This is a genomic window from Thermococcus sp., from assembly GCF_027008145.1.
Classification (GTDB): Archaea; Methanobacteriota_B; Thermococci; order Thermococcales; family Thermococcaceae; genus Thermococcus.
In genome coordinates this window covers 1-17,497 of the sequence record NZ_JALTCZ010000180.1, presented here as the reverse complement: position 1 = coordinate 17,497, position 17,497 = coordinate 1, and the positions used below count along the sequence as shown (strand labels likewise).

At 54.2% G+C, this 17,497-nt stretch carries 18 protein-coding genes; 6 read left to right on the top strand and 12 right to left on the bottom strand.

All coding sequences use genetic code 11. From position 1 onward, the window contains the following. On the bottom strand, positions 1–232 hold a 232-nt coding region (locus MVD07_RS08990), incomplete at its 3' end, for a hypothetical protein (RefSeq protein ID WP_366078502.1). 135 nt (positions 233–367) lie between these two features. On the opposite strand from MVD07_RS08990, the gene MVD07_RS08985 reads away from it, so the two are divergent. Beyond that, complete coding sequence (locus tag MVD07_RS08985; RefSeq protein ID WP_297501092.1) at positions 368–1,207, top strand: M55 family metallopeptidase; 840 nt, start codon at positions 368–370, stop codon at positions 1,205–1,207. A gap of 95 nt (positions 1,208–1,302) precedes the next feature. Here MVD07_RS08985 and MVD07_RS08980 read toward each other — a convergent pair whose 3' ends face one another. The 7 genes from MVD07_RS08980 to MVD07_RS08950 form a co-directional block, all read right to left on the bottom strand. Further along, complete coding sequence (locus tag MVD07_RS08980) at positions 1,303–3,657, bottom strand: DEAD/DEAH box helicase (protein ID WP_297501078.1); 2,355 nt, start codon at positions 3,655–3,657, stop codon at positions 1,303–1,305. A gap of 253 nt (positions 3,658–3,910) precedes the next feature. Next, positions 3,911–4,576 (bottom strand): ScpA family protein, encoded by a 666-nt coding sequence (locus tag MVD07_RS08975; protein ID WP_297501075.1) that lies wholly within the window; start codon positions 4,574–4,576, stop codon positions 3,911–3,913. 5 nt (positions 4,577–4,581) lie between these two features. Next, a complete protein-coding gene (gene smc, locus MVD07_RS08970) occupies positions 4,582–8,151 on the bottom strand; it encodes a chromosome segregation protein SMC (protein WP_297501072.1) in 3,570 nt (1,189 codons plus the stop codon). A gap of 45 nt (positions 8,152–8,196) precedes the next feature. Next, a complete protein-coding gene (locus MVD07_RS08965; RefSeq protein WP_297501070.1) occupies positions 8,197–8,619 on the bottom strand; it encodes a DUF835 domain-containing protein in 423 nt (140 codons plus the stop codon). A gap of 127 nt (positions 8,620–8,746) precedes the next feature. Beyond that, positions 8,747–9,145 (bottom strand): methylmalonyl-CoA epimerase, encoded by a 399-nt coding sequence (gene mce, locus MVD07_RS08960; protein ID WP_297501067.1) that lies wholly within the window; start codon positions 9,143–9,145, stop codon positions 8,747–8,749. A 4-nt stretch (positions 9,146–9,149) separates the two neighbouring features. Beyond that, positions 9,150–10,121: a methylmalonyl Co-A mutase-associated GTPase MeaB gene (meaB, locus tag MVD07_RS08955; protein WP_297501089.1), complete on the bottom strand. Its 972-nt coding sequence runs from the start codon at positions 10,119–10,121 to the stop codon at positions 9,150–9,152. Positions 10,122–10,159: 38 nt separating this feature from the next. Then, on the bottom strand, positions 10,160–10,588 hold the full coding sequence (locus MVD07_RS08950; RefSeq protein ID WP_297501087.1) for a cobalamin B12-binding domain-containing protein: 429 nt from the start codon (positions 10,586–10,588) through the stop codon (positions 10,160–10,162). A 120-nt stretch (positions 10,589–10,708) separates the two neighbouring features. Here MVD07_RS08950 and MVD07_RS08945 point away from each other — a divergent pair, with 120 nt between their 5' ends. The 4 genes from MVD07_RS08945 to MVD07_RS08930 all read left to right on the top strand — a co-directional run bounded on the left by MVD07_RS08945 (position 10,709) and on the right by MVD07_RS08930 (position 13,277). Then, positions 10,709–11,362 carry a PHP domain-containing protein gene (locus MVD07_RS08945; RefSeq protein ID WP_297501064.1) on the top strand — a complete coding sequence of 218 codons (654 nt, stop codon included), beginning with the start codon at positions 10,709–10,711 and terminating at the stop codon, positions 11,360–11,362. 57 nt (positions 11,363–11,419) lie between these two features. Further along, positions 11,420–11,998 (top strand): hypothetical protein, encoded by a 579-nt coding sequence (locus MVD07_RS08940; RefSeq protein WP_297501062.1) that lies wholly within the window; start codon positions 11,420–11,422, stop codon positions 11,996–11,998. A gap of 160 nt (positions 11,999–12,158) precedes the next feature. Beyond that, complete coding sequence (locus tag MVD07_RS08935) at positions 12,159–12,959, top strand: PLP-dependent cysteine synthase family protein (RefSeq protein WP_297501059.1); 801 nt, start codon at positions 12,159–12,161, stop codon at positions 12,957–12,959. Continuing rightward, positions 12,960–13,277 carry a hypothetical protein gene (locus MVD07_RS08930; protein ID WP_297501056.1) on the top strand — a complete coding sequence of 106 codons (318 nt, stop codon included), beginning with the start codon at positions 12,960–12,962 and terminating at the stop codon, positions 13,275–13,277. Here MVD07_RS08930 and MVD07_RS08925 read toward each other — a convergent pair. The 4 genes from MVD07_RS08925 to MVD07_RS08910 all read right to left on the bottom strand — a co-directional run bounded on the left by MVD07_RS08925 (position 13,274) and on the right by MVD07_RS08910 (position 16,874). Next, positions 13,274–14,038 carry an acetate--CoA ligase family protein gene (locus tag MVD07_RS08925; protein ID WP_297501084.1) on the bottom strand — a complete coding sequence of 255 codons (765 nt, stop codon included), beginning with the start codon at positions 14,036–14,038 and terminating at the stop codon, positions 13,274–13,276. The two genes, MVD07_RS08930 and MVD07_RS08925, sit on opposite strands and share 4 nt — an antisense overlap. A gap of 11 nt (positions 14,039–14,049) precedes the next feature. Continuing rightward, a complete protein-coding gene (locus MVD07_RS08920; RefSeq protein WP_297501053.1) occupies positions 14,050–15,465 on the bottom strand; it encodes a CoA-binding protein in 1,416 nt (471 codons plus the stop codon). Between the two features lie 87 nt (positions 15,466–15,552). Continuing rightward, positions 15,553–16,326 (bottom strand): sugar phosphate isomerase/epimerase family protein, encoded by a 774-nt coding sequence (locus MVD07_RS08915; RefSeq protein WP_297501050.1) that lies wholly within the window; start codon positions 16,324–16,326, stop codon positions 15,553–15,555. Then, on the bottom strand, positions 16,323–16,874 hold the full coding sequence (locus MVD07_RS08910) for a magnesium transporter (RefSeq protein WP_297501082.1): 552 nt from the start codon (positions 16,872–16,874) through the stop codon (positions 16,323–16,325). The genes MVD07_RS08915 and MVD07_RS08910 overlap by 4 nt, the downstream gene beginning before the upstream one ends. Positions 16,875–16,966: 92 nt before the next feature. On the opposite strand from MVD07_RS08910, the gene MVD07_RS08905 reads away from it, so the two are divergent. After that, a partial coding sequence (locus MVD07_RS08905; RefSeq protein ID WP_297501047.1) for a TrkA C-terminal domain-containing protein occupies positions 16,967–17,497 on the top strand: 531 nt, incomplete at its 3' end.

The following is a 17,497-nucleotide window of genomic DNA, read 5'->3' as shown; positions in this document are numbered from 1 at the left end:
CGGAAAGAATCCTGAAGGACACCTTTCCGTTTTTTACAACCCTCTTAAGTTCCCCAATTAGGTCCTTACCACCAACGAGCTCCATCCTGACCTCGGACATGCCTGTTGCATCGGGCGGGAGGAAGTGTATGTCCCTTATCCTGCCCTTAACCTTGGAGAGGATACGCCTTAAGATCCGCCCCCTGCTCTCGTAGGGAACTCTAATATCGAGTTCTACAATTTTCATAGCCATCACCGTGCTATTCTTTGAAAGAAGTCCTATAAAACCTTTTTCATAAGCAGGGATTATCGCTTTCAGGCGCTGATATTACCGGTGGTTATAGAAAGACTTTTACCTTAGCGTTTCGATGTTCATCTGGTGATACCCGTGAAGGCCTTTGTTTCAATAGACCTTGAGGGCCTGCCCCACGTTGTGAGCGTTGAGCACCTTCTACCTAAAGGTTCTCTCTACGGGGAAGCCAGGAAAATAGCCACGAGAGTCGCCAAGACCGTTGCGGAAGCTCTGCACAATGAGGGCTTTGAAGAGGTCGTGATAGCGGACAGTCACGGGCCAATGGTGAACGTACTGCCGGAGGAGATGCCCAGTTATGTGGAGCTAGTCAGGGGCTTCCCAAGGCCCTTAAGCATGGTCGCCGGGGCGAAAGGAACCGACATCGCGGTTTTCCTCGGCTACCATGCCAAGGCCGGCACGGGTAAGGCCACCTTCGACCACACCTACAGCAGTTCGAGCGTAGCCAACATAGAGGTGAACGGAAGGGCCGTAAGCGAGGCCCTCCTCAACGCGTACCTCCTCGGCGAGTGGGGCGTTCCCGTTGCGATGGTCGCAGGGGATAGACGACTCATAGAAGACGACATGGGTAAACTACCAGGGACCGTTGGGGTTGTTCTGAAGGAGAGCTTCTCCCGCTACTCCTCGGTCAGCCCGGCTATGGAAACCGTCGAGGCCCTCCTGAAGGAGGGAGCTACCGAGGCCGTGAGGAGGTGGAAGGGAGGGCAGATAAGACCGTTAAAGGTAAAAACGCCAGTTGAGGTGAAGGTTCAGTTCCTCAGCAGTGCCTTCGCCGATTCCGCGGAGCTCTGTCCTCTCGTGGAGAGAACCGATGGAAGGAGTGTTGTCTTCACCGCGAAGAACGTGGAAGAGGCCTACCGCATGATAGAGCTCCTAATACTAGCCTCAGCAGGTGTCAGCTCAATACTGAGAAGATGAGTGTACCCCCGGGGAGCGAAGCGGGGTCACGGCTCGCCGTTCGCTCACCCACCGCGGTTTCCCGGGGATGTTTTTCTGTTTCACTCCTGGTTCTCTTAAGCTTTGTCCTCCTCGACATACGGAGACGTGATGACCTTCCTGATCTCCCTCGCCTTCTTCTCACCTATTCCCTCGACCTCCTTCAGCTCCTCCTCGGTTGCTGTAAAGACCCGCTCCACGTTGCCGAAGTGCCTCAAAAGCCTCTTCGCCAGAGTTGCCGAGACGTTCGGCAGGCCCTCAACTATTAACCGCTGTCTCTCCGTTAAAGTTAAGGCTTTCTTCTCGCTCCTGAGTTTTACTTCCTTCTTCCGCTCCTCCTGCTCGCGCCTGGCCATAAGGTAGATGAACTGGGCGGTCTCCTCCTTGCCTGAGGAAAAGAGTATTGGTACACCCCAGTCCAGCATTACGGCCGTTATGGCCCCTCTTATCGCGTTCGGGTGCACATTCCTAATGCCGTAGAGCCCACCCTCGATGACTATTACCGGCTTCTCATAGGCTTTTTTTAAGCGCTCCACTTGGTCGAAGAGCCTGCCGTCGATTATTGACTGTATGAAATCGTTTGCGCTCTTCCTCTCTATTCCCACCTCCTCGCTGACGACGTAATCGGCAACGTCCAGTGTTCTGACTTCAATCTCAGCCCCGAGCTCCTTCAAGAGCTTTGGAACCCCACTCCTCAGCTCGCGCGAGTCGGCGTAGACCACTAAACCCCTCGGCTTTCTAACGAATATGGGCTTAATCGGGAGTTCCTCCAGCTTTTTATCTGCCTTTTCTGACTTTTCCCGAGGCTTAAGAGCCTCGGCTTCCTTCTTCTTGGGCTTCAGAAAAGCGTCCAGCGGGGTGATCTTCCCCTTCCCCATCTCCACCCTCTCCACAGGTTTTCCCCTTATTTCAGCCTTTTTCGGTCTAGACTTCTCAAGCTCCCGGGCGATTTTCTTTATGGCCTCGAACATTCCCTTTTCCTTCCTCCTTGAGCTCCAGTAGTAGGCCTCATCGCGCGTTCCCTTCGCCATCAGGATGACGACCTTTCCGGGCCTGTGCCTTCCAGTTCTACCGCGCCTCTGGATGCTCCTTATGGCAGAGGGAACGGGCTCGTAGAAGACAACCAGATCAACCTCCGGAACATCAAGCCCTTCTTCGCCCACGCTGGTAGCTACCAGAACCCTGAACTCTCCCCGGGAAAACCTCTCCAGTATTTCTTTCTGCTCCCTCTGGCTCATCCCCCTGTCGTTAGCCCTGCTGGCCTGTCCTATGAAGCGCTCGGCAGAGATCCCCATGTTTTTGAGCTCTTCGACTATTTTCCTGCCTGTATCGCGGTAGTTGGTGAAGACGATTATCTTTGAACCGGGCTTTTTCTCAAGCTGTTTCCTCACCAGCTCCTTCAGCTTCCCCATCTTCGGGTGATCTATTCCGAGTTCCTTCGCCTGAACGAGGAGGTAGATGACCTTCCTCATGCGGGGATCCTTCATAAGTTCTCTGCTCGACTTGGAGCGGTCCTCACGGAGCTTTTTTAGATAGGCCCTCAACGCGGTTAGTCCCTGGGTTTCGAGGAGTTCTATGGCGTGGTGGAGCTTCATCGCCTTAGCCTGGTGCTTCATTAGGTGCCCAATGGAGTAGTCGCCCTTGGCAACGGCCTGGTTTATCCTTGAACCCGCCTGGAGGACTTCTCTCTTGGGTATGTCCGGAGAAGAGGAACTGACGAGGCCCGCACTCGCGAGCGGTTTGAGACTCTCCTTCAGCATTTCCCTGAGGATTGAACGGACTTCCTTGTAAATCCCGGGAAGGTCAACCCTGACCCACTCGAAGGCTATGCTCTGGACGTAGGGCTTTACATCAGGCGACCCCTCGGTTCTCACCTCGATGTGCTCTATCCCGAGGTTCTTCACTATCTCCCGTATCTTCTCCTCGTCACTTCCTGGAGAGGCCGTCAACCCCAGAACGAGCGGGTGCTTTGCCGTCTTGATGTATTCCTTCGCTATGAAGACGTAGGAGTAGTTGCCCACCGCTCTGTGGGCCTCGTCGAAGACGAGCAGAACCACATCCTCAAGGCTAATCCTCCCCGTCAGGACGTCGTTCTCAACCGTCTGGGGCGTGGCCGTTATTACAACGCTCTCCTCCCAGACCTTCCTTCTTTTCTCGGGAGAAAGCTCGCCGGTCAGAACGTTTATCTTCTCCGGGGGGAGGTTGAAGAGCTTTCTAAAGCTCTCCGCATGCTGAACCGCGAGGGGTTTGGTCGGAGCTAACATGAGAACCTTCCCGCCGTATTTCGAGAGCCTGTAATCGGCTATGAGCATCGCTATGAGCGTCTTCCCTAAGCCAGTCGGCAGAACGACGAGGCAGTTCCGCTCCTTGCACTTCGCGTAGATGACCTCCTGATAAACGCGGGGCTCGATTAAATCCCTGCGGAGATACATATGTTTAGGTTCCCGGCGAACTTTATAAACTCTCGGACAAACCCAGGGCATGCTCCTGACGGGGCACTCAGGGGAGAGGCTCACCAAGAGGGGGAGACTGGGAGGGTATAATCAGAGCTCTGGAACTTTCATCAACCGGGAGAATAGGAGCCTTACGTCAGGTAGCTCCCCCTGGCCATAACCCAAGACCACCAATAGAAGAGAGATCGGGAGTTCTCCAAATTAGGAGAAAGCGAATAGAAAAATGCCGCCCTCACGCGGGCTGGCCTTCAAGGGGAATAACGAAGATTTCTCCGAGGGGCTCCTCCTGGATGAGATCTACCCTGCCCATGTCAGCGAGGAAGAGCAGGTAGAGGAATGTTCTGGCAATGTACTTTGGGGTGGGATCAAAGACAAGATCCCAGAAGTTTATCGGCTTTCCCGTCTCCTCATGGAGCTTCTTCACTATCCCATAGAGCTTGTTGACGTGCTTCCCGATGTCAACGCGGAAGTCATCCACCACAAAGACCTCCTCGTCTATCTCCTCCCTCTTTCTCTTCCTCGGCTTCTTCTTTTCAGCCTCTTCAAGGGCATCCATGAGAGCTTCGACAAGGTCGTCGAAGGTGTAGTAGCGCTCGACCCTCCTAAGGGGCGGGGCAAGTGGTTCGACCTCGACACGGATGCGCTCTTCCGTTTCTTCTTCCTCCTCCTCGCTATCGGCATAAAGCAGTGCCTCGCTCTTCATCCTCACGAGTATCGAAGCCGCTAAGATAGCCCTCGCGGAAACGCGGAGGTCGAGCTCCTTCATCTCCCTGAGCCTCTCAAGGTACTTCTCGGTGAGGTCAACTATGTCTATATTCCAGGGGTCAACCTTCCCGAGCTGAACCAGCTGTAGGAGGATGTCAATCGGGGTAATCTCCTCTTCTCGCCGGGATTCCATTGTTCTCACCCCTCGCTCAACCTCCCGAACATCTCCCTGTGCTCCTTCTCGTCCCTCTTCCTTATCTCTTCAAGTATCTTCCTCGCCTTCTCAAGGCTCAGCGAGACGACTCTGGAGACACCGTCCCTCATGCTGACGCCGATTATCCTCTCAGCGTTGGCCATCATGACATCGCGGTGCGTCATTATGATGAACTGGCTCTCCCTAGCGGACTCCCTGATCAGGTCGGCGACGCGCTTGACGTTTGCATCGTCCAGATGGGCGTCTATCTCATCAAGGAGGTAGAAGGGGGCCGGCTTGTAGCGCTGTATCGCGAAGACGAAAGCGAGCGCTATTATAGCCTTCTCGCCACCGCTCATCGCTTCAATCCTCTTGACGTCCTTTCCTGCAGGTTTGGCCTCTATTTCAAGGCCACCCGAGAACGGATCCTCGGAGTTTTCGAGGACGAGCTTCGCCTCGCCACCCGGTGAGAGCTTGGCGAAGAGCTGTGAGAAGTTCTTGGCTATCTCGTTGAGGGTCTGGAGGAAGACCTGCTTCTTCTGTCCCTCTATCTCCTCTATGAACTCCTCTATGCTCTCCTTCTCAGCGACTACCTGCTCGCGCTTGCTCTTAAGCTCAAGGTAGCGCCTCTCAACTACCTCAAAGTCCTCTATGGCCTTCATGTTGACGGGCTCAAGGGAGCGCATCTCGGCCTCCATCTCCTCTATCTGCTCCCTGAGAGCGTCGAGCTCCAGGGGGACTTCCTTAATCGACCTTATCAGCTTGGCGTCGAAGTGCTTCAGCTCGGCTCTCTTCTCGGCCAGAGTGGCCTCCGCCTGCCCAAGCTTTATCCTGAGGGTATTCACCTCGATTCTGAGCTTGTTGAGCCTGCCCGAGGACTCGTCCTTTTCCTTCCTAAGCTCGACTACATATTTCCTCAGCCTCTCGCGCTCGTCGCGTAGCTCCTTAAGTTCGCCCTTAACGCTCTCTTCGGCTTTCTTCAGCTCCTCGAGCTCCGCATTGAAGCCCTCTATGGCCTTCTCGTTCTCCTCTATGTTGGCCTTTAGGGCGTTTATCCTGTTTATGAGACCCTCAATTTCCTCCTCAAGGTCAGCCTTCCTCGGGAGGAGCTCCTCGTTTATCCTGCTCTCAAGGCTTTCGAGCTTGCTCTCCACCCTACTGAGCTCTTCCTTGAGCTTGGATATCTCCCTCTCGACTTCCCTTATCCTCTCGTTAAGTTCCCTTGCCTCGGGGTTGTCGAGAGCCTTCCTGAGCTTCTCCCTCTTTCTCTCGAGTCTCTCTATCCTTCCCCTCAGCTTCGCCATCTCCCGCCTGGCCTTCTCGGTCATCTCCTGGAACTTGGTTATTAGGCCTTCTTTCTCTTCGATCTCCTCGGCTAAAGCCCTGTCCTCGGAAAGGAGTCTATCAAGCTCCTTCTGGAGAACCTGAACGTCTTTATTGAGCTCGCTCCTCCTCATTCTCAGCTCGAAGAGCGTGTTCTCAATCCCCTTAAGCTCGGCCCTCAGGGAGTTTATCTCAGCTTCAAGGGCTTCTTTCTGTCCCTCCAGGCTTTCAACGCGCTTCTTTATCTCACCAACGTTCAGGCCTAGTCTCCCGCGGGGCCTGTAGTGACCGCCGGTTATGGCACCGCTCCTCTCAAGGAGCTCACCACCGAGGGTTACCATCCTGACCTTCCCTATCCCAATGGTTCTCGCATCGTCCATATCGTTCACTATAAGGGTGTCCCCGAGGGCGTATGCAACGACGTTTTTAAAGCGGGGATCGTAGCTCACAACGTCCAGAGCCGGAACGCCGAGAGAAGGATTCACTTTCATTGACCTCGGCTTTATCTTGTTGAGGGGGAGAAAGGTTAGTCTGCCGAGCTTCTTCTCCTTCAGGAGTTTTATGGCCTTCTCAGCGACGCGGTCGTCCTCAACAACAACGTTGTCGTAGTTGCCACCAAGGGCCACCTCGACGGCGAGGGCGTATTTTCCGTCGGAGACACTTATGAGCTCCCCCAGAGTTCCGTAGAGGCCGGGGATGTTCTCCCTCTTGAGAAACTCAACGGCCCTGTTGCCCCTCACCTCCTTCTGGGCCTCGGCCTTTATCAGCTCCTCCCTGGCCTTCGCGAGCTCCGGTTCCAGTCTCTTGAGCCTTCCAAGTTTCTCCTCAAGCTCCTTCTCGGCCTTCCTTAGCCTAGCCTCGGCCTTCGATATTTTAGCTTCTACCTCTGAAAGCTCGAACTTCTTGGCTTCAAGTCCCTTCTTCGTCTCCTCTACGCTGGCCTTCAGTGAATTCCTCCTGAGGTTGGCCTGGACTATTCCGGCCTTAGCCCTCTCAATCTCCTCGCTGTATTTTCCCAGCTCGCTTTCCTTCATGTAGAGCTCTCTCTTCGCCCCCTCAAGCTCCTCAACGACCTTGTCGAACTCCTCTCTGGCTAGGGAGTACTTCCTGTCAATCTCTCCGAGCTTGATGACGAGCTCGTTCCTGCTGGATTCAAGGGTCTTTATCTCCGCCAGGAGCTTCTCGCGCCTCTTCCCCCAGCGCTTTATGGCACCCCTACTTTTCTCGATCTCATCCGAGACCTTCTTCAGTTCCTCCTTGGCCTTTGAGAGCCCCCTCTGGCTGTCCTTTATTCCCCTCTCCGCGTTCTCGATGTTCCTCCTTGCGAGCTCTACCTTGGACTTAACCTCGCTTATCTTCCTAGTTACCTCAAGGATTCCGTCCTCGCTCTTCTCCTCAAGCTCCCTCTCAACCTCAGCAAGTCTCTTCTCCTTCTCGACGATGGCCTTGGCTATCTCCTTCAGCTTAGCCTCAAGGGCACCGATCTCGGCCTCAAGTCCCTCACTCTTAGCCTTTCCCTCCTCGATAAAGCGCTCCAGCCTCTTTATCTCCCCGAGTAGGAGGGTAACCCTTGCTCTCTCAACGCGCTCCTTCAGGTCGAGGTATCTTAAGGCGTCGTTGCGCTCCTTTTCAAGCTTGTCCAGCTGGCCCTTCACCTCCCGTATGAGGAGGTCCACCCTCGCAAGGTTCTCCTCGGCCTGCCTGAGCTCTTGGAGGGCCTTCTCCTTCTTGGCGTCGTACTCGGCTATGCCCGATATCTCGTCTATGATAAGCCTCCTCTCGGTTGGGGACATCTTGATGAACTTAGTTATATCACCCTGAAGGACTATGTTGTAGCCGTCCGGAGAAATCATCGCGGCGCTCAGGATGTCTATTATCTCGCTCCTGCTTGTCCTCTTCCCGTTGAGCCAGTAGGCGCTCCTACCGTCCGGATAAACGCGCCTTTTGATTGCAACTTCGTCCTCATCAATCGGAAAGCCCCTGTCTTCGTTGTTAAAGTACATCGCCACCTCGGCGTACTTTGCCGGGGGCTCACTTTTTGAGCCCGCGAAGATGAGGTCGCTTATCCTGCTGGCACGCATCGCCTTCGCGGAGAGCCCGCCAAGGACGAAGAGAACCGCGTCACCGATGTTGCTCTTTCCAGAACCGTTGGCACCGATAATGGCTGTAAAACCCCTAGCGAGCGGCACGACAACTTTCCTGTTGCCGTATGATTTGAAGCCCTTCATCTCAATCTTTTCAATGTAAGGCATAGACTCACACCTAAAGGGGGAAAAGGAAGGTTCAATATATAAACCTCACTCAACTATCCTCCTCAGGAGGTTCCTAATCCTCTCATCGATGGCCTCGCTGACGACGATGTAGATGTTGGAGTTCGTGAGTATCGCCATGTCCCTCAGCTTTCCAAGGAAGCGGAGAGTTGTCTCGGGCCCGTCCTCAAGGAGGAGGTATTCAAGACCGTCAATAACAATCACAGCGTTCCCCTTCTTCAGCTCCTCCCAGACCTTCTGCTCGATAACGTGGAGCCTCCTCGGGTCGATCGCTTCGGGATGATCAATACTGCTTATCCAGAGGCGTGAGACATTTTTACTGGACCACTCATTGGGGTTCCGGGTTATGAGCACAACTCTTCTCCCCTCATCCCTAAGGAGTTTGGAAACAGCCCCAGGGGTAATAAGCCGTGAGGAGGTCACGGGGGACTTCCGCCCCCTCAGGAACATGAATATCGCCCCCTCTATTACTGTTTTTGTGACGTAGGAAGTGGGTTCTCATGCTTATAAGTATTGTCCCTCAAACATAACGTTCAGAAAGTAGTTGAAACAAAGGTCAAAAATAGTAGGGAACAGTTCACTCCCTCTGGCAGAGCTCCAGCAGAACACCGCTTACTGCCTTCGGATGGACGAAGGCTATCTTGGCTCCGCCAGCGCCGATCCTTGGTTTTTCGTCTATGAGGCGGTAGCCCTTTTCCTTCAGCTCCCCGAGGTGTCCCTCGATGTTGTCAACGCCAAGGGCTATGTGATGTATCCCCTCACCACGCTTCGCTATGAACTTCGCGATCGGCGAGTCTTCGGCTGTTGGCTCCAAAAGCTCTATCCTGCTCTCTCCAATGTGGATTATGGCAGTCCTAACCTTCTGGTCGGGAACCTCTTCAATCTCGTCAACCTTGAGGCCAAGGCCTTCCCAGACCTTTATGGCCTCCTCAAGGTTCTTAACGGCTATACCAACGTGGTCTATCTTCTTAAACATGAAATCACCTCCAGAGATCCTCCTTAAGTTTTTCCATCACAATTTGAGACGCAGAATAAGGATCGAGCCTCCCCTCCACGACCTCATCTATGAGCTCTCCGGCCTCCCCGCTGGCGAGCCTCTCCTCGACTTTCCTCGCTATTGAAGAGGCTATTATAGTCTTGACTTCTTCCCTAGCGCGGAAGGCCCTACGCTCCCTCAGCCTCCCGCTTGACTCCATGTGCTCCCTGTGCCTCTTTATGGCTTCCCAGAGGGGCCTGACTCCCCTAAGGGTGAAGGCTATCGTTTCGACTATTGGCGGCTCCCAGCCGAGCTCCTTCCACTTGTCCCTCTCGAATTCAAGGGTCATCTTGAGCTCAAGGTAGACCATCTCAACGCCTTCCCTGTCGGCCTTGTTGATGGCGAAGATGTCAGCGACCTCCATGAGGCCGGCTTTTATGGCCTGAACCTCGTCGCCAAGTCCTGGAACGGTCACGAAAACAACCGTGTCCGCTGTCTTGACTATATCCACCTCTATCTGGCCGACCCCAACGGTCTCGACGAAGATAAGATCGTAGCCAGAAGCGTCGAGAACTTTTATCGCGTCGTTGGTAGCCTTCGCCAGGCCCCCAAGGGAACCTCTCGTCGCCATGCTCCTTATGAAAACTCCCGGATCGGTCGAGTGCCTCTGCATCCTCAGCCTGTCACCGAGTAAAGCACCGCCGGTGAAGGGTGAGGTAGGGTCAACTGCTATGACCCCAACTTTATGCCCCTCTTCTCTTGCGAGCTTTACGAGCTTGTCGAGGAGGGTTGACTTTCCAGAGCCGGGAGGTCCGGTTATGCCCACGACGTAGGCCTTACCGGTGAGTGGGTATATCCTCCTGACTACCTCCCTGGCCGTCTCCTCGTCGTTCTCAACGAGGGTTATGAGCCTTGCTATGGCCTTCTTGTCTCCCTTAAGGGCAACGTCGATTAGACCTTTTACTTCGTCGGACATAGCCATCACTGGAGAAATTATCCAGGAAGGATATAAAGTTAAGCCCTGAACCCCTTGAGGTTTTTGACGGCCCCGTCAACGGCCTCTATTACGGTCTTTAGAGGCGTTCCCGGACCGAAGACCTCGAATACACCCATCTTCTTCAATTCCTCTGCGTCATCAGGTGGGATTATTCCACCGGCGAAGACCGCCACATCCTCTCCGAGCTTCAATCCTTTCTCTTCTAAAAGCTTGAGTATCTTCGGGATGAGAACCATGTGGGCACCGGAGAGTATGCTTATTCCCAGAACAGCAGCATCCTCCTGGATGACTGTCTCGACTATCTGCTCCGGGGTCTGTCTTATGCCAGTATAAATGACCTCGTAGCCTGCCTCCTTCAGGGCCCTTGCAACGACCTTTGCCCCCCTATCGTGGCCGTCAAGGCCCGGCTTTGCTATAACAACGCGGACTTTTGAGCGGTCTACCATGATCACCACCGCAGGGAGTTGGGCGGGATGATATTTAAAGCTTTGTCAAAATTCAAGGTTTGACTTTACGTCGGATATTTTGTCCAGAAGTGTTTTAAGGTCAGGAGAGAAGGGTTGAACATGCTGGAGTTTCCCCACGATGCCCACACCCACACGGTGTACTCAGATGGGCTCGGCTCCATCTACGACAACATAGCCGCCGCTGAACAGAGGGGCCTGAGGGTTCTCGGCATAACCGACCACAGCCACTACCTCCTCGGCGGGGGCTTTAACCGCTACGTAAGGGAGATACGGCGCTGGGGGAGCGAGGCGGAACTCACGGTGCTGGCCGGCGTCGAGGCAAACATAACGTGGGACGGGATTGACGTCCCCCACTGGGCCGTGAAAAAGCTGGACTACGTTATAGCAAGCGTCCACGAGTGGGTGAGCACTCCGGAGGAGTACCTAACCCTCGTGAGGACGGCCCTGAAAGATGATGTGGACGTCATAGGGCACTTCGGGGCAAGCTTCAACTACACAGGCTATCCCCCCGAGGGGGAGCTTAGAGAGATACTAGAGCTGGCAGAGGTCAGGGGGATTGCCTTTGAAATAAGCTCCCGCTACCGCGTTCCGGGGTTGGACTTCGTGAGGGAATGCATAAGACGGGGGATTAAGCTGACCTTCGCAAGTGACGCCCACTTTCCAGAGGCTGTTGGGAGTGTCTCGTGGAGCGAGAGGGTCTTTAAAAAGGCTGGAGGAAATAGGGAGGACCTCCTCTTCGGGGAGTTCCTGTAGGCTACCCAACCTATGGTTTTGGAAAGGGCCTTAAAGGGGAATACCAACCACCGAGCGATGAAGGTCGTTGCACTGATGAGCTCAGGCATAGACTCACCGGTTGCCATCTATCTCATGCTCCAGAAGGGTCTCCACGTCATCCCGGTGCACTTCAGGCAGGATTTTATTAAGGAGAAGAAGGTCTTCGAGTTGGTGGAAGTCCTGAAGGGATACGGTGAAATTGAAGAACCCCTAGTCATAGACTTCTCCGAGGAACACATACCGACCTTCGAGAGGTTGAGAGAGTTTGGAGAAGAGCAGTGGACGTGCGTGGTCTGCAAATGGCTGATGCTCAGGAGGGCCTGCAGGGAAGGAAAATCCCGGGACGCTCTGGCCATTATCACCGGAGACTCCCTCGGCCAGGTCGCCAGCCAGACCCTCGACAACCTCGCAATCATCAGCACCGCCAGCGACCTCCCGGTTCTAAGACCCCTCATCGGGCTCGACAAGGAGGAAGTCGTCTCAATCGCGAGAGCAATAGGGACTTTTGAGGTCAGCTCACGCCCAGAAGGGCCCTGCCCCTTCGTCCCGAGGCACCCTGTGATAAGGGGCTCTCATAGGAAGTTCGAGAAGCTGTTGAAACTGCTGAACTTATGAAATGGACAATCTTGTGTATAACTGTACGTTTAAGAAACGTTTTTAAAGTCTCCCTACGAAGACCCATCGGTGGTGGCAGTGAACGTTTTCGAGAACGCGATGGAGCTGTTTGAGCGCTACAAGCCAACACCCCTCCTCAGGCTGTCTTTCGAGAGGGGGGATGTATTTTGCCAAGCTGGAGTTCTTTAACCCATTCAGCAGAAGCATAAAAGACAGGACAGCTTTTACGATGCTTCTCCGCGCCCTTGAGAAAAACTCCCCCAATGTCCTTTTTGAGGCGAGCTCCGGGAACACGAGCATAGCCCTCGCCTCCCTCAGCAACGTCCTCGGCATAAGGTTCAGGGCCTACCTCCCAAAGCCGACCCCAAAGGCCACTAGGATTCTCCTAAGGACACTTGGGGCGGAGGTCATTGTTACAGACTTCAAGACTATAAATCCGGAAATGGTGGACTTCGTCAGGGAGGAAGCTAACCTCCATGGTGCTCTCAACCTGAACCAGTTCGAGAACGAGGACAACTTCCTCGCCCACTACACTCAGACCGGAAAGGAGATAGCCGAACAGCTTGAGAGCATCGACAAGACTCCCGATGTCCTTATAGGGGGCATAGGAACATCGGGTCACATAGCAGGCGTTTCAGCTTACCTGAAGGAGCGGTACGGGACGCTCGTCGTTGGAGTCGTCCCCGCTGAGGGGGAGAGGATACCGGGGATAAAAAGGGTGAACGGCCAGAAGTGGCTCTCCGGGAATGTTGACAGAATAGTCGAGGTCAGCCAGAACGAGGCAGTAGGGGGAGTCCTCAAGGTCGCCAGAAGGGAAGGTCTCCTCGTTGGGTTGAGCTCGGGGGCAGTGGTTAAAGCTTATGAGGCCGTTTCAGAGGAGCTTGGGGAGGGCACCTACGTTCTGATTTTCCCCGACGATGGGTTTAAATACACCGAGGTTCTGGAGCAGTACGTGGTGTGAGTGAAGCCCCTCCAGCTCTCAACTTATCTCCTCACCCTCTACGGCTTCCTCCTCCTGGGACAGGCCTATTACTCTTCTTCCCAGGTTTACCTAGCCTTCGCTATCTTCACGCTCATCCTAGCCTACTTTGTAGGGAGGGAGAACAGGACAGCCGTAAAAGTGGCCCTGATCTACGCGGGCATAACGCTCTTCGTCTCGATACTCTCGCTTATGTACGGGAAGCTCGGGATGGCCGTTGATGCGGTGATAGGCTTCTTCATAATCCACGATATCCTGAGCTATATCGAGATGGTTTATAAAGAGGAAAAAGAAGATTAAGCACACCTCTCCCTGTATTCTGCACTTACCTCGGGCTTCCTGTTCTCTGGAACCTTCTTGAGGATTATCCTGGCATCGACAACGACAGCACCCTTGCCCTTTTCGTAGGCGAAAACCGGGTTGAGGTCCATCTCCTTTATGTAAGCATCAAGGTCGTCAACGAGTTCGCTGACCTTAAGGAGCATCTCAACTATCGCGTCTATGTCTGCTGGCTCCTCGCCGCGCGCTCCAGCTAGAATTGGGTAGCCCTTGATTTCGGTTATCATCTTCCTCGCATCGCGTTCGGTTATTGGGATTATTCTGAAGGTGACGTCCTTCAGAACCTCGACGAAGATCCCGCCGAGGCCGAACATTATCGCGTGGCCGAACTGTGGATCCTCGGTTACGCCGATGATTACTTCCCTCCCTGGTCTGAGCATTGGGGCGATGAGGACACCCAGGATTTCCGCGTCAGGACGATATCTGCGCGCGTTCTCATGGATTTCTTTCCACTTCTGTCTGAGCTCTTCTGGGGTCTTTATGTTGAGCATCACAACCCTAGCGTCGCTCTTGTGGAGAATCTGAGGTGACATCAGCTTCATGGCAACGGGGTAGCCTATCTCCTCGGCGTACTGCAGGGCCTCGTCAAGGGTCTTTGCAAGCTTTTCGTTTGGAACGGGAAGGCCGTAGGCCTTCAGCACTTGCTTTGCCTCGTACTCGACCATAGCCGTCCGTCCCTCGTCCAAGACGGACTCAACAACCTTAAGGGCTTCCTCCTTCATAACTACCACCTTCATTCCTTCTTCAGATATTGAGCGTACCTTACGAGACCGGCTAGGGCCCTAACTCCCCTCTCCGGTGTCGGGTAAACCGGGACTCCCTTCTCATCGAGCATCTTGGCGTAGCGGTCGGTCTTCCTTCCACCCATCGCGACGGCAACTATGGGTTTGTCGCTCCTTCTCTGGTAGTCCGCCAGGATCTCTATGGCCTTTTCGTCCTCAAGGAGGGGCACCTGGAAGAGAACTATTACCAGTATCGCATCAACGTTCGGGTCCTTTGTGAAAGCTTCCAAAGCCAGTCTGTACCTCTCGGCGTCGGTATCGCCGACGACATCGGTCGGGTTGCCAATAACCGCGTGTGGAGGAAACTTCTCCCTAAGGAACTTTACAGTTTCCTCGCTCGGCTCGGCCATTTTGAGGCCGAACTTTGCCACTGCATCACTCGCCATAACCCCAGCTCCACCGCCGTCAGTAATAATGCCTATTCTGTCCCCCCTCGGAAGCTTGTGCTTGAGCGACGCGAAGGCCTTCGCCAGATCAAACATGTGCTCGAAGTCTTCAGCGCGGATTATTCCCGTCTGCTTGAAGACGGCGTCGTAGATGACATCCTGCCCGGCCAGGGAACCTGTGTGGGATGAAGCAGCCCTAGCACCGTATTCAGTCCTTCCGCTCTTCAGGGCAACCACGGGCTTAACCCTCGTAATCTTCCTCGCGCTCTCTATGAACTTTCTCCCATCCTTAACGCCCTCGATGTAGAAGGTGACGACGTTTATCTCGTCGTCGTGAACGAAGTACTCCATCAGATCGGCGTCGTCCACATCTATCTTGTTGCCGTAGCTGACCATCTTTCCGATTCCTATTCCCTCCATTGCCGCCCAGTCAAGCATCGCAGCTGCAAAGGCACCACTCTGGCTGACGAACGCTATTGCCCCACTCTTCGGCCTGTCCATCTTTTCATCGGGCAGGAAGACCGTGTCAACGCCCGTATCTGGCACGTAAACGCCGACACAGTTGGGACCTATGACCCTTATCCCGTGGGCCTTCGCTATCTCGTAGATTTCGCGTTCAAGCTTCTTCCCTTCCTCGCCGAGCTCACCGAAGCCGCCGGTGATGATTATAACCGCTTTTATTCCCTTCTCCGCGATGTCCCTCATGGTCTGGGGTACGAAGGGGGCGGGAATCGCTATAACGGCGAGGTCAGTATCGTCAGGGAGCTCCTTGACGCTGTGGTAAACCCTATAGTCCTCAATCTCGTCGAGCTTTGGATTCACCGGGTAAAGGTTGCCCTTGAAGACGCCGTTCTCCTTGTTCCTCTTGAAGTTCTCAAAGATGACGTTCCCAACCTTGCCCTTCTTGTTGGTCGCGCCGATGATAGCGACGGCCTTGGGCTCGAAGAAAGGCTTCAGCTCCTCAACGATTTTCTCAGCCATGCTCCTCCCTCCAGAAGATTCACGGTCTTCAGTTCGGTGAAGATGTATAAAAGGGTTGCGTTTTGTAAAAATGGCCCTCAATGAACTTCAAAGCCCACCAATGCCCCTCAGATAGCCCAGACTCCTCCTCGCGTCCTCAAGGCTGGCCACCTCAAGAACCCAGGGAACCCCTGGGAGTTTCGGCAACAGTTTCTTCCACGGGACGGTTCCCTCCCCGAGGGCAAGGTGCTCATCCCCCTTTCCAGAATTGTCGTGGAGGTGAACGTGGACTATCCTTCCCCGGAAGAGCCTAAGAAAGCCCTCGAAGTTCCTTGTAGTGGTGTTCAGGTGGCCGACGTCAAAGGTAACCCCCATCCCGATTCCCTCCATAAGCTCGGCGAGCCTCTCTGGGGTCTGCGCGTCCAGTATGGGGAAGCTCGGCATGTTCTCAACGCCAACGGTTACGCCGTATTCCCTGGAAAGCGCCTCAAGCCTCGAAAGAGACTCCCGGTGAACCCTGTTGTAGTCGTCCCGGTACTTCCTGCTCGCCGGAGAGCAGTGGCCGGGGTGAACAGTAACGTTCAAGGCATTCATTAGGGAAGAGACCTCAAAGGCCTCCTCAAGAACCTCCAGAGATGCTTCCCTAATCCGGGAGTTTAGGGAGCCTATGTTCACGTCACTGAAGGGTGCATGGATTGTTACGGCGAGGGAGTAGCTCTCAAGAAGCTCCGAGTAGGGCTTCCAGTTGTCCCAGGTGAGGAAGCTGGGCCATTCACTGACGAGTTCAACAACCCCAAAGCCCAGCTTCTTCACACCCTTAAGCCAACCCTCAAAGGCCTTGAGGCCCCTTCCCAGGCAAGCGGTCGTCGAGAGGCCTATCATGCTCCCACCATTAGCTTCGCTATCAGGACGACGTAGAGGGTTCCAAAGATGTCGGAGTTGTTGGCTATGAGTGGTATCGCAACGCTGTCGGGGTCTATGTCGCGCCTGAAAGAAACTATCGTAACTGAGGCCGTGAAGTAGCCTAACAACACCGAGATCAGAATAGTGGAGCCTATTACTGCGAAGAATACCTCGATCGCGTGTAAACGAGCACCCTCGAGGACGCCAACGGCCCAGAGGAAAGTTATTGGGATTAGGGAGAGGAGCATCGCGATGACGACGTTTTTCAGGACTTTCTTCTCCTTTAGAGACGGCTCAAGATCACCAATGTAGAGCATCGTGGAAAAACGCGAGGCCATCGAGCTGAAGACGTTTCCCCTGAGGCCCATCATCCCAGGGAGTATCACGAGTATTCCGGGGTAGTCCCTTTTAGTCATGTTGAGGTATTTACCTAGGAATGTTCCACCAAAGAAACCTATGACTAGAGAAGTTACCAAGGAGGGAAGCGACACCGTGAAGGCGTTCCTGACTTTATCCTTCAACTCCATCACTCAACTTCCTTCCACGTTGGGGTTTAAACGTTTGCGGAAGGCGAAAACTAAATAAGAAGACATTCCTTTTTAAGGCCGGTGAGTGGGGAGTGGAAGAGTGGGACGAAGTGGAGGTGCCGAGGAACGTTAAGGACATCTTCGTCGAGATGAAGAACACTGCCGAGCTCATGGTTGATCTGGCTTACTCAGCGGTTCTCTTTAGGGAGAAGGAGATGGCCGAGGAGGTTCTTGAGCTTGAAGAGTACCTCGACATCCTCAACTACAACCTCACGGTCAGAGCCGTTCTTGCCGCCAGAAACATCAAGGAGGCGGAGCAGATAACCTCCATCCTCCAGATGGCCCGCTCGATAGACGAGATATCGGACGCAGCAGCCGATTTAGCCAAGATGACCCTCGAAGAGAAGCTCCACCCCCTCGTTACTGAGGTAATTCTTGAGAGCGAGGAAACAATAGGTAAGGCCGTTGTCTCTCCAGATTCCGACCTCGTTGGGAGGACCCTTGATGAACTCGACCTGCCGGCGAACACCGGAACATGGGTGATCGCAATCAGGAGGGGGAAGAGGTGGATTTTCAACCCAGATGAGGACACCAAGATATTCCCGAACGACACCCTCATAGCG

Excerpts from the sequence above, each read along its gene's own strand:
- MVD07_RS08980 (WP_297501078.1), bottom strand. The coding sequence starts at position 3,657 with ATGTATCTCCGCAGGGATTTAATCGAGCCCCGCGTTTATCAGGAGGTC.
- MVD07_RS08975 (WP_297501075.1), bottom strand. The coding sequence starts at position 4,576 with ATGGAATCCCGGCGAGAAGAGGAGATTACCCCGATTGACATCCTCCTA.
- smc (WP_297501072.1), bottom strand. The coding sequence starts at position 8,151 with ATGCCTTACATTGAAAAGATTGAGATGAAGGGCTTCAAATCATACGGC.
- MVD07_RS08965 (WP_297501070.1), bottom strand. The coding sequence starts at position 8,619 with ATGTTCCTGAGGGGGCGGAAGTCCCCCGTGACCTCCTCACGGCTTATT.
- mce (WP_297501067.1), bottom strand. The coding sequence starts at position 9,145 with ATGTTTAAGAAGATAGACCACGTTGGTATAGCCGTTAAGAACCTTGAG.
- meaB (WP_297501089.1), bottom strand. The coding sequence starts at position 10,121 with ATGTCCGACGAAGTAAAAGGTCTAATCGACGTTGCCCTTAAGGGAGAC.
- MVD07_RS08950 (WP_297501087.1), bottom strand. The coding sequence starts at position 10,588 with ATGGTAGACCGCTCAAAAGTCCGCGTTGTTATAGCAAAGCCGGGCCTT.
- MVD07_RS08945 (WP_297501064.1), top strand. The coding sequence starts at position 10,709 with ATGCTGGAGTTTCCCCACGATGCCCACACCCACACGGTGTACTCAGAT.
- MVD07_RS08940 (WP_297501062.1), top strand. The coding sequence starts at position 11,420 with ATGAAGGTCGTTGCACTGATGAGCTCAGGCATAGACTCACCGGTTGCC.
- MVD07_RS08935 (WP_297501059.1), top strand. The coding sequence starts at position 12,159 with ATGTATTTTGCCAAGCTGGAGTTCTTTAACCCATTCAGCAGAAGCATA.
- MVD07_RS08925 (WP_297501084.1), bottom strand. The coding sequence starts at position 14,038 with ATGAAGGAGGAAGCCCTTAAGGTTGTTGAGTCCGTCTTGGACGAGGGA.
- MVD07_RS08920 (WP_297501053.1), bottom strand. The coding sequence starts at position 15,465 with ATGGCTGAGAAAATCGTTGAGGAGCTGAAGCCTTTCTTCGAGCCCAAG.
- MVD07_RS08915 (WP_297501050.1), bottom strand. The coding sequence starts at position 16,326 with ATGATAGGCCTCTCGACGACCGCTTGCCTGGGAAGGGGCCTCAAGGCC.
- MVD07_RS08910 (WP_297501082.1), bottom strand. The coding sequence starts at position 16,874 with ATGGAGTTGAAGGATAAAGTCAGGAACGCCTTCACGGTGTCGCTTCCC.